The organism is Mucilaginibacter sp. P4_G9 (genome assembly GCF_056400985.1).
Map to the genome: position 1 here is coordinate 1 of NZ_JBFUKF010000177.1, position 10,966 is coordinate 10,966.

A 10,966-nucleotide genomic window follows, 5' to 3' on the forward strand; every position below is an offset into this window, starting at 1 on the left:
GGTAAAAAACAAAGTGAAAAGTTTTTTAGTCATTATTACCTGCATGGTGATGCCACCTTAGATAGCTCATTAGCCGCCCTTGGCTTTCACCGGGATGACATTACTGATGTGTTTTTAACTCACCTGCACTTTGATCATGTTGGCGGTGCCGTAGCAAGGGTTGATGAAAACCTTTTCCCTGCTTTTAAAAATGCCGTTTACTGGAGCAACCCTAAACACTGGGATTGGGCGGTGAATCCAAACGACCGTGAAAGGGCTTCCTTTTTAAAGGAGAACATATTACCGATACAGGAAAGCGGCCAGCTGCAATTTATCGCTACCCAAGACGGCATCGCTTTTACCGAAGATTTCAAGATCCGTTTTGTATCCGGCCATACCGAGGCCATGATGCTGCCGCTGATTAACTATAAAGGCAAAAAAATCCTTTACATGGCCGATCTGCTCCCCTCTGTAGGTCATTTGCCATTGCCCTATGTAATGGCTTATGACATGTTTCCGCTTACAACTCTTAAAGAGAAAAAAGTGTTCCTGACCGAAGCATCGGAGAATGATTACATCCTGTTTTTTGAGCACGATCCCGTGAACGAATGCTGCACCCTGCAACAAACCGAAAAGGGCATCAGGGTAAAGGACACGTTTAAGTTGAACGAACTATAGTGCTCATTAACGGTGAGATAAGCTTTTTTCTTGATACCTGATACTAACGACTTGATACTAACTACTTAAATATCTATATTCCAAAATATCTCCCGGCTGGCAGTCAAGTGCTTTGCATATCGCCTCAAGGGTTTCCAAACGAATGGCCTTTGCCTTACCTGTTTTAAGGATAGATAGGTTTGATATGGTAATGCCTACCCTATCGCTTAGTTGGTTTAATGACATTTTGCGTTTTGCCATCATTACATCCAGGTTAATGATTATCGGCATGATTAAATAGTCAGGGATCGTTCTTCCTTCAACTTTACTTTCCGGGAAAACGCACTGTCATTCAGGTTAAATTCATCACTATAACGCTGTTTAAAACACCCCCGTGCACCGGCAGCAACATTCTGCGGAACAAACAAGCCAAATACTATATAAACCGCCACCAGTAAACTGCGTATTTTTTTCATTACCATATCATTAAATTATATCCAAAGAAAATTATAATTCATTGCAATTCAAAACTTATTTATTGAAAAACAATAAATATTAGTCGGATATCATTTTAAGAAATTTATTTTTTTATTTAGATCACTCACTTGCCATTGTCAAATTATATGTTTTATTTTAGAACAAATTTTTAACTTTATACGTTCTATTCAGAATACAACGGATAGAAAGGTTTATTAAATAGATGAGACAACTCAAAATAACGCAATCCATTACCAATCGCGAGTCGCAATCGCTGGATAAATATCTTCACGAAATTGGTAAAGTTGATCTGATAACTGCCGAAGAAGAAGTAATATTAGCCCAAAAAATACGCGAGGGCGATCAGGCCGCATTAGAGCGTTTAACCAAGACCAATTTACGCTTCGTTGTATCTGTTGCTAAACAATATCAAAACCAGGGTTTAACACTTGGCGACTTAATTAACGAGGGTAACCTTGGTTTAATTAAAGCGGCCAAACGTTTTGATGAGACCAAGGGTTTTAAATTTATATCCTACGCCGTATGGTGGATCCGCCAGTCGATATTGCAGGCTATTGCCGAGCAATCGCGTATTGTACGTTTACCGCTAAACCAGGTAGGCTCATTAAGTAAAATAAGTAAGGCTTTTTCAAAACTGGAGCAGGAATATGAGCGTGAGCCATCGCCGGAAGAGCTTGCCGATATCCTTGAAACCACCGTTGATAAGATCTCTGATACCTTAAGCAATTCAGGCCGCCATGTATCTATGGATGCCCCGTTTGTACAGGGCGAAGAAAACACCCTACTGGATGTATTGGAAAATCATGAGCCGGATACCGATTCGATATTAATTAACGAATCATTATCCGAAGAGATCAAACGGTCGCTATCAACCTTAACCGAGCGCGAGCGCGAGATCATTATATTATTCTTTGGCTTGGGCACCAATCACCCCTTGTCTTTAGAAGAAATTGGCGAGAAATTTAACCTTACCCGTGAGCGTGTACGCCAGATAAAGGATAAAGCCCTGCAGCGTTTACGCCATACTTCGCGTAGCAAAATTTTAAAATCGTACTTAGGTTAATCAACCTTAAAATATATTAAGAAAGCCAGTGGTGAATAGCCAGTGGTTTTTTTGCTTTTATGATAATCTGTCTTTCGGGAGGCACAAATATGTACCCCTACAAAAAAAAGTAAACCTAAGAGGCTAAAATTTGCCGKATTTGTGAGATCGGCGGATGATAAGTTTCCAATTAATCCGGCTCTATATATCCCGATATAAATTGATTTTTCTTCAAAAAAGTGTATTTATAGTGAAGACAGGAACACTATATAGAAATTAACTAACAAAGAAAAAAGAAGTAAATCACTTTGCGTTTTTGCGCGAGATAAATTCAGATATCGAACTACAGTCCGTCAGCTTAATTTTAATCATAAGTTAATATTGGGGTTTATAATGTTGATTATCAACAGTATGAGTGTTCCGATCTTCGGTGGTTTTTAAAAACCTTAAGTTGTTGATAATCAGCCACAAAGCGTTCCAAAGCGTTCGGGGTGTTCCACTGCACTCAAATGGAACACTTAATAAATCAAATTTAAACAGCTTCTTAGAAGTTGTTTAAAAATGGATCGTCGTTGACGGTGAGGTATAACAATTTTAACCTCATAAAATTTAAACCATCAATTCCCGTTATTTAGCTAACCTGTCATAATTAGTTAAATGATCAACTCCTTAAAAATCACCTGGTATTTTTATAAACCGATACTTGTATGGTGTTTATTGGCCACATTCGCCTGTATCTACTACGTGTTTTCCGGTCAGTTAAACATTCCTTTTGCTTACCTGTGCAAATTGTGCAGCTATGCTTCTATTTTGGGTATCCAATATCTAAACTTTAATTCAACTAAAACCTACTTCTATTTCCGCAATGCCGGTTATGGCATAGGTCGCCTGTACGCTTATGTGTTTAGTATCGACCTTATTGCCTTCATTATTCTTTTATCACTATCAACAATCCGCTAAAATTTGGAACCTCTTATACTAAAAACCGACAGTGTATACTGGAGTTCGACGGCAGGAAGATCCTGCAGGACGTTTACCTGGAATGTAAACAGGGCGAAGTATTGGGCATCCTCGGCCGTAACGGCTGCGGTAAATCATCTTTATTGCGCATCATGTTCGGGACGCTTACTCCCGCCTATAAGCATATAAGTATCAGTGGCGAATACATCAAAAAAGGTTACCACAATATGCGCGTAGCCTACCTGCCCCAGCATAACTATCTGCCCAACGGCATCAAAATAAAAAACCTGGCAAAAACCATTATCGACGACCGGTTTTGGAATGATTTTTCGGCACATCCGGTTTACAACGATCATTGTGAAAAAAAAGCAGGTGAGCTATCAGGCGGCGAACTGAGGCAGCTGGAAACCCTGATGGTTATTTACAGCAAGGCCGATTTTATTTTGCTGGATGAACCTTTTACTCATATTTCGCCTTTGCAATCAGAAATGTTTAAAGCCATAATTAAAAAATGCGCTAAAGTGAAGGGTATCATTTTAACAGACCACCAGTATTACAACATTTTGGATGTAAGCGACAGGATCATACTAATAACCAACGGATATACAAAGCCCATTAAACACCGTGATGAGCTGGTTGCTTACGGTTATTTAAGCCACATCAATTAAATATAGCCGGCTGTAACATATAACCGTTTCGCATTGTCTACTTATACAAACAGACCCAGTGATGCACCGGCCGTATTTATATTTGATGATATTGTTATTTGTTGCCGGCTGGCAAAAAGGCCGGTGCAGCGATAAAATATCTGTAGGCGGCATCACTTTCAAAAACGCCATCCGCGACCCGGACCCTGAGCCGTCCGGTAATTTCAATACACTGGTAATCCCCATAAAAAGGGCGGGTAACCTCATTATTGTGGAAGCACAGATAGATTCTTTAGCAGGCAATTTTGTGCTGGATACCGGTGCCCCGTATCTTATTTTAAACTCTACCTACTTTAGGTATCTACCTCATGTAACAGAGCAGGAATCGGCGGGCTTAAATGGTACGGCATCCGTCTCATTTACAACTTATGTGTTTAATTTCAGTATCCTTGACCTGCGTTACTCCAGGCTTACTGCCGATGTTACCGATCTGTCATCTATTGAAAACAGCCGCAATATTAAAATACTGGGGCTACTTGGCACAAGATTATTTAACAAGTTTGCCATTACTGTGGATCTGTTCAGAAACACCATGTATATCCATAAACTTAACGAAGACGGCGATATCCCCCAAGGCGAAAAAATTTTTCATGAACCCTGGATGGTTACCCCTTTCAAATATTATAATGATGTGATATTTATTAAAGGCATAGCTAATAATAATCCATTATGGTTTGCCTTTGATACCGGCGCCGAAACCAACCTGATGGACTATGACAGGGTACGAAAACTGTTGCCCGGCATGCAGGTGCTTAACCGTACTAAAACCACCGGGATTGGCGGGTCATCGTTCGAGGTGATATACGCCCGTTTTGATACCCTTAAAATTGGCGACCGGCGATTTATCAAAAACCGGGTATTGCTAACCAGCCTGGATAAAATGGGCAAGGCTTACGGGCATACTGTTGATGGAATTTTAGGATATGATTTTTTTATCCGGGGAGTATTCAGCATCAACTTTGTGAAAAAAGAATTTGAGATGTACATTTACACTAACCAGTAGTATGAAAAAGTGCAGATCGGTCGTTATTGTTTTTTTGTTGCTCTCTTGCTTCATTTTTGATGCAAAGGCGCAAAAACGCAGTTCGCTTATTTTAGGTAAAGATCATTTGATCTTGTTGATCGACCTGCGCTCGTCAAAACAGGAGTTGGATAGCCTGTTCAAAGCTGCAGGTATAAAAGGTGCAAATTCGGCAACTATTTTAAAAGGTGATTACTCGGCATTAACAAAAGATGGCTGGAATATCAGCAAACGCTCCATAAACTCAATTCAGTTTAACAGGTCGCTGTCCGATCTGAATGTTAACGCACAAAATAAACCATTCCTGATAACCACCAATCTTTCAAATAATGACGATAACCGACCCGGCTATCCGGCTGATGAGACATTTGGCATTAACAAATTCTCGCAGGTTAATGTTTATGAGCTTCCGTCCGGCTTAACCCGTTTTTATTTACCAGGATTTTTGAAGGCAAAACGTGTTTTACTATCGGGTAATTTCAATAACTGGAGCACCTTAAAGGGCATAATGATCAAAACGGATAGCGGCTGGGTAGCCGATGTAAAGCTTGCCCCCGGTGTATACGAATACAAATATATTATTGATGGCCGCTGGCAGCGCGACAAGAGCAATCTGCAGCAACACCCGGATGGTTTTAACGATGTAAATTCGGTTTATTACCGGTACAACCACACCTTCAGGCTTCCAGGGTTTGCTGGTGCGCATAAGATCACACTCGCAGGCAGTTTTAATAATTGGGATGCCAATGCTATCATTCTCCAAAAAAAGGGCACCAGCTGGGAAACTAAACTTTACCTGCACGATGGGATGCACACCTACCGGTACCTGGTAGATGGCCAGTGGTTTACAGATCCTGCCAACCCGGTAACGTTAAAGGATATTGATGGCCATACCAATTCGGTAATAAACTTGGGCGAAACCATTAATTTTAAGCTTAACGGATACGCAAAGGCCCAAAAGGTATATGTGGCAGGCAGTTTTAATAACTGGAAACCCAACGAGATAGCCCTTAAAAAAACAGCAACGGGATGGGTACTACCGTTAATAATACCTGCAGGCAATTATGGCTACAAATTTATTGTTGATGGCAGCTGGATAACCGATCCGCTGAATAAGCGAACTGTTGTGGAAGGAGGAGTAACCAATTCTTTTATAACAGTTAAGCCTAACTATACTTTTAAGCTAAAGGGTTATGGTAATGCCAAAAGCGTGCATATTGCCGGTAACTTTAATGACTGGGACCCCGAAGGGCTGTTACTTGATCATAACGGCGATGAATGGGCCATCAGTCTTAACCTTAAACCCGGCAAATACCGATATAAGTTTTGGGTTGACGGTAACTGGATCCTGGATCCCGGAAATAAATTATACGAAAAAAACGAATATAATACCGGAAATTCCGTTTTATGGATTGAGTAAGAAAAGGAGTCAAGAGATTAGATTCAAGAGTCAGGACGGGAAACTGTCTGAAGTTTTTATGCTTCGCGCGAGCCAGCTCCATTTTTTTTGATTCTTGATTCTTGACTCTATCTTAATAAAAGTATATTAGCTACACCAGAATAATTTTTATGACTATCCCCATATACCAGGCCGATGCCTTTACTGACACCCTGTTTGGCGGCAACCCGGCGGCCATTTGCCCACTTACCGATTGGTTGCCCGATGACACCATGCAAAAAATAGCCATTGAGAACAACCTGGCCGAAACTGCTTTTTTTGTAAAAACAGATACCGGCTACAAACTGCGCTGGTTTACGCCGGAATACGAAATTGATCTTTGCGGCCATGCTACGCTGGCATCGGCACATATATTATTTACCGAGTTGGGTTTCGATGGCGATGCCATCCAGTTTGAAACCGTAAAAGCCGGCACACTGATTGTAAAACGCGACGGTGATAAATACACCATGGATTTTCCATCCAGGCCACCTATACCAATTGAACCACCAAATGGACTGGCCGAATCGCTTGGCGAAAAGGAGCCKCTGGCCTTTTTAAGGTCGAGGGATTACTTCATAGTTTACGAAACCGAGCAGGACATCAGGGACCTTACGCCCGATTTTTTTGCCTTATCAAAAATGGATACCGTAGGCGTAATAGCAACCGCCCCAGGTGATAATTCCGATTTTGTTTCCCGTTTCTTTGCTCCCGGCGCCGGCATCCCCGAAGACCCGGTTACCGGATCGGCACATTGCAACCTGATACCGTATTGGGCAAAAAGATTGGGCAAAAACAAGCTCCACGCCTACCAGATCTCTGCCCGCCGCGGCGAACTCTGGTGCGAACTCAAAGGCGACCGCGTGCTGATGAGCGGCAAAGCGGTTACTTATTTAAAGGGCGAAATTTCTTTGGGTCATTAGTCATTAGTCATTAGTCATTAGTCATTAGTCATTAGTCATTAGTCATTAGTCATTAGTCATTAGTCATTAGTCATTAGTCATTAGTCATTAGTCATTAGTCATTAGTCATTAGTCATTAGTCATTAGGAGGAATTGACAATCGGATGCTTTGTTTTAATTTATTTATTTATTTTCACCCCCTCTCCCATCCTTTGTCTGAAAGTCTTTTGTCCGAATGTCTGAAAGTCTTTTGTCCTTTGTCTGAAAATCCTTTGTCTGAAAGTCCTTTGTCCGAATGTCCCAAAATCCTTCCTCCTTCCTCCCCTTAAAAAAAGTTTAATAAATCATTTTTTTATGATTACTTTGAAGGTTAAATTTTTGTAAGGGATACAACAAAATAAATGCAGCTTACCCGCTTAGAAATCAAGGGCTTTAAGAGTTTTGGAGATAAGATCACCATTAATTTTAATGAKGGTGTAACTGCAATTGTAGGACCCAACGGCTGCGGAAAATCAAACGTAGTTGATGCCATCCGCTGGGTACTGGGCGAACAAAGCACCCGCATGCTACGATCAGAGAAGATGGATAACGTGATCTTCAATGGTACCAAAAGCCGTAAATCGGCCAACCTTGCCGAGGTTTCCCTTACTTTTGATAATACCAAAAACGTACTGCCTACTGATTACTCGCAAGTTACCCTTACCCGAAAGCTTTACCGCACCGGCGAAAGTGAATACCGCCTGAACGACGTACAGTGCCGCCTGAAAGATATTACCGACCTGTTCCTGGATACCGGCATCGGCTCCGACTCCTACTCTATCATCGAGTTGCGGATGATAGACGAGATCATCACCAACAAGGAAGGTTCGCGCCGGAATTTGTTTGAGGAAGCATCGGGCATCTCTAAATACAAGCTCCGCAAAAAACAAACTTTCAGCAAACTAAAGGATACCGAGGCCGACCTGGAACGCGTAGAAGACCTTCTTTTCGAGATTGAGAAGAACCTAAAATCCCTGGAGAACCAGGCTAAAAAAACCGAGCGTTATTACCGCATCAAAGAGCAATACAAATCGCTCAGCATTATGCTGGCATCGTTCAGGATTGTATCTTTCAGCGAATCGTTAAAGAAAATTGAAGACCAGGAGCAGCAGCAAAAAGCCGAAAAAGGTGGTATTGTTGCCCAGATAGATACTTTAGAAGCTGCACTGCAACAACAAAAGCTGGATAGCATCACCAAAGAAAAAAACCTATCTGTACAGCAAAAAACCACCAACGAGTTTGTAGCTAAGATCCGTGCTTACGAGAGTGAGAAAAAGATCAAGAACGAGCAGCTCAAATTTCAGCAGGATAAAGAATCAAGGTTAACCGAGGAACTGGATAGGGATAAAAACCAGCTTAACCACGTACTGTATAACATTAAGCGCTTATCCGAAGAAAAAGCATTGGAGGATGAGAGCCTGCAAACCATTCAAAGCCGATTAGCCGACCTGAAGGAAGCCGTTGATGAGCTACGTGCACAACAAGCCGAAGCCCGCAATGAACTCACAGAGATTACCGGCATCAATACCCGCCTGCAAAACCAGGCCTACAAAGCCGAGAAGGATATTGATATTTTACAGATTCAACAACAGGCCCTGGAGCAGGAAAGCCAGCGCAATATGGAAGATACCACCAATAAAGAGGTAGAACTTTCGCATTTTAACCAGGTGGTTGCCGAGCTGCAAAACCGCAAGGAAACACTGGATTATGATTACCAGTCGGCTTTGGATTTTGAGAACAAATTAAAAGAACAGATAGCCGAAACCGATTCTGAACTGAGTTTGGTAAAAGATACCATCATTAAAGAAAGCCGCAAGCTGGACGCTAAACAAAACGAGTATAATCTTACCAAAAGTATGGTGGATAACCTGGAAGGTTTTCCGGAGTCTATCCGCTTTTTAAAGAAAAATGCCGACTGGGCCAAAAATGCCCCCCTGTTTAGCGATGTACTGTTTTGTAAGGAAGAGTACCGGGTAGCCATTGAAAACTACCTGGAACCACTGATGAACTATTATGTGGTTGATAACTATGATGAAGCTATAAAGGCAATACAACTATTGAGTAATGCCGCCAGGGGCCGCGCGCACTTCTTTATACTGGAAAACTATGAAGAAGTAATACCCGCTAACCCGGCTTTTGAAAATGCGGGCGCTGTTTCGGCCCTAAAAGTAATAGAGGTTGATAAAAGATATGCCCAGCTATGTAACCATCTGCTTAAAGATGTTTACCTGGTTGATGATGATAAGGACCAGCAGATTAACAATGCCGCCCTGCCCGATGGTGTGGTGTTGATTGGCAAAAGCGGCAAGTTCAACAAATCAAAGCATACCATGGCCGGTGGTTCGGTGGGTTTGTTTGAGGGAAAGAGGATTGGCCGGGCCAAGAATTTGGAGAACCTGGCAAAGGAGATTAAGGGTATCGAAAACCTGGTTAATGCGCAAAAAAGTAAATCGGATGAGTTGCAAAGCAAGCTTTCGGCCCTGCGTTCATCAACCAAAAGCAACGAGATTAATGAACAGCAGATGATCATTAACCGGTTGAATACCGAGCTGATAACCGTAAAAACCCGGCAGGAACAATACCAAACGTTTATTGAAAACAGCCTTAACCGTAAGGATGATATTGCCCGTAAGATTGCCGGTATCAAGGATGAAATGACTGCCCTGCACCCCCAGCTTGCCGAGTTAAAAATGCAGAAGCAGATCCAGAGCGATCTGCTAGTTGATAAACAGGCTACTTTTAACGAGTTGAATGAATACGTATCGGTACAATCAAATGCCTTTAACCAGGAGAATATCCGTTTTCACCAACAGCAAAACAAGGTATCAAGCCTAATAAAAGACCTGGAATACCGCGATACACAACAGGAAAGCCTGGAAACCCGCATCAAACAAAACAGCACCGAGCTGGAGAAAGTAAAAATTGCTATACAGGAAAACCTGAAGCAGGCCGATAACTCCGACGATGACCTGCTGGAGATGTACGAGCAAAAGGAAAACCTGGAAAAAGCCACCCAGCAAGCCGAGCAGGAATATTACCAATGGCGTGGCATCATCACCGAAAACGAAAATGAAATTACCGCGTTAAGACGCAAAAAAGACAACCATGAGGTTATAGAAAACGAGTTGCGCGATGAGCGTAACAACCTTAAACTGGAACTGAACGCCCTGAAAGAGCGCTTATCTGTAGAGTTTAATATCGACATTGAAGATTTGCCCGAGACAGAAACACCTGTTGAAAGTGAGCATGACCTGCGCGAAAAAGCAGATAAGCTAAAAAAACAGCTGGATGATTTTGGTGCAATTAACCCGATGGCGGTTGAGGCTTATAACGAAATGAACGAGCGTTATACCTTTATCCAGGCGCAAAAGAAAGATCTGAGCGAGGCGAAGGCATCCTTATTAGCAACCATACAGGAGATTGATGATACCGCTAAAGAAAAATTCATGCATGCCTTTATCATGGTGCGCGAGAATTTTATCAAGGTATTCCGATCTCTGTTTAATGAAGAAGATTCCTGCGACCTGATCCTGACCGACCCCAACCATCCGCTGGAATCGGATATTGATATCATCGCCAAGCCAAAAGGCAAACGCCCCCTATCCATCAACCAGCTATCGGGGGGCGAAAAAACGCTTACAGCCACCGCTATCCTCTTTTCGCTTTACCTGCTTAAACCAGCACCATTCTGTATTTTTGATGAGGTAGACGCTCCGCTTGATG

10 protein-coding genes are annotated in these 10,966 nt (G+C 42.1%); 8 read left to right on the top strand and 2 right to left on the bottom strand.

The features are described from left to right. Positions 1–657 (top strand): MBL fold metallo-hydrolase (locus tag AC1DPZ_RS15545; protein ID WP_477404955.1); only part of this gene is annotated, 657 nt, incomplete at its 5' end. Between the two features lie 57 nt (positions 658–714). On the opposite strand, the gene AC1DPZ_RS15550 is transcribed toward AC1DPZ_RS15545, so the two are convergent. Further along, on the bottom strand, positions 715–927 hold the full coding sequence (locus AC1DPZ_RS15550; RefSeq protein WP_477404957.1) for a helix-turn-helix domain-containing protein: 213 nt from the start codon (positions 925–927) through the stop codon (positions 715–717). A gap of 2 nt (positions 928–929) precedes the next feature. Continuing rightward, positions 930–1,112, bottom strand: coding sequence for a hypothetical protein (locus AC1DPZ_RS15555; RefSeq protein ID WP_477404959.1), 183 nt, complete (start codon positions 1,110–1,112; stop codon positions 930–932). 224 nt (positions 1,113–1,336) lie between these two features. Here AC1DPZ_RS15555 and AC1DPZ_RS15560 point away from each other — a divergent pair, with 224 nt between their 5' ends. The 7 genes from AC1DPZ_RS15560 to smc form a co-directional block, all read left to right on the top strand. Continuing rightward, positions 1,337–2,197, top strand: a complete 861-nt coding sequence (locus AC1DPZ_RS15560; RefSeq protein WP_295719838.1) for a sigma-70 family RNA polymerase sigma factor — start codon at positions 1,337–1,339, stop codon at positions 2,195–2,197. A gap of 636 nt (positions 2,198–2,833) precedes the next feature. Further along, positions 2,834–3,136: a hypothetical protein gene (locus tag AC1DPZ_RS15565; protein ID WP_477404961.1), complete on the top strand. Its 303-nt coding sequence runs from the start codon at positions 2,834–2,836 to the stop codon at positions 3,134–3,136. A gap of 62 nt (positions 3,137–3,198) precedes the next feature. After that, on the top strand, positions 3,199–3,804 hold the full coding sequence (locus tag AC1DPZ_RS15570) for an ATP-binding cassette domain-containing protein (protein WP_477404971.1): 606 nt from the start codon (positions 3,199–3,201) through the stop codon (positions 3,802–3,804). Between the two features lie 85 nt (positions 3,805–3,889). Beyond that, complete coding sequence (locus AC1DPZ_RS15575) at positions 3,890–4,846, top strand: aspartyl protease family protein (RefSeq protein WP_477404963.1); 957 nt, start codon at positions 3,890–3,892, stop codon at positions 4,844–4,846. A gap of 1 nt (position 4,847) precedes the next feature. Then, entirely contained in the window at positions 4,848–6,284 is a 1,437-nt protein-coding gene (locus AC1DPZ_RS15580; protein WP_477404965.1) for a hypothetical protein, read from the top strand. A gap of 149 nt (positions 6,285–6,433) precedes the next feature. After that, positions 6,434–7,225 carry a PhzF family phenazine biosynthesis protein gene (locus AC1DPZ_RS15585; protein ID WP_477404967.1) on the top strand — a complete coding sequence of 264 codons (792 nt, stop codon included), beginning with the start codon at positions 6,434–6,436 and terminating at the stop codon, positions 7,223–7,225. Between the two features lie 380 nt (positions 7,226–7,605). Then, positions 7,606–10,966, top strand: a 3,361-nt coding sequence (gene smc / locus AC1DPZ_RS15590) for a chromosome segregation protein SMC (RefSeq protein ID WP_477404969.1), incomplete at its 3' end; no start/stop codon positions are given.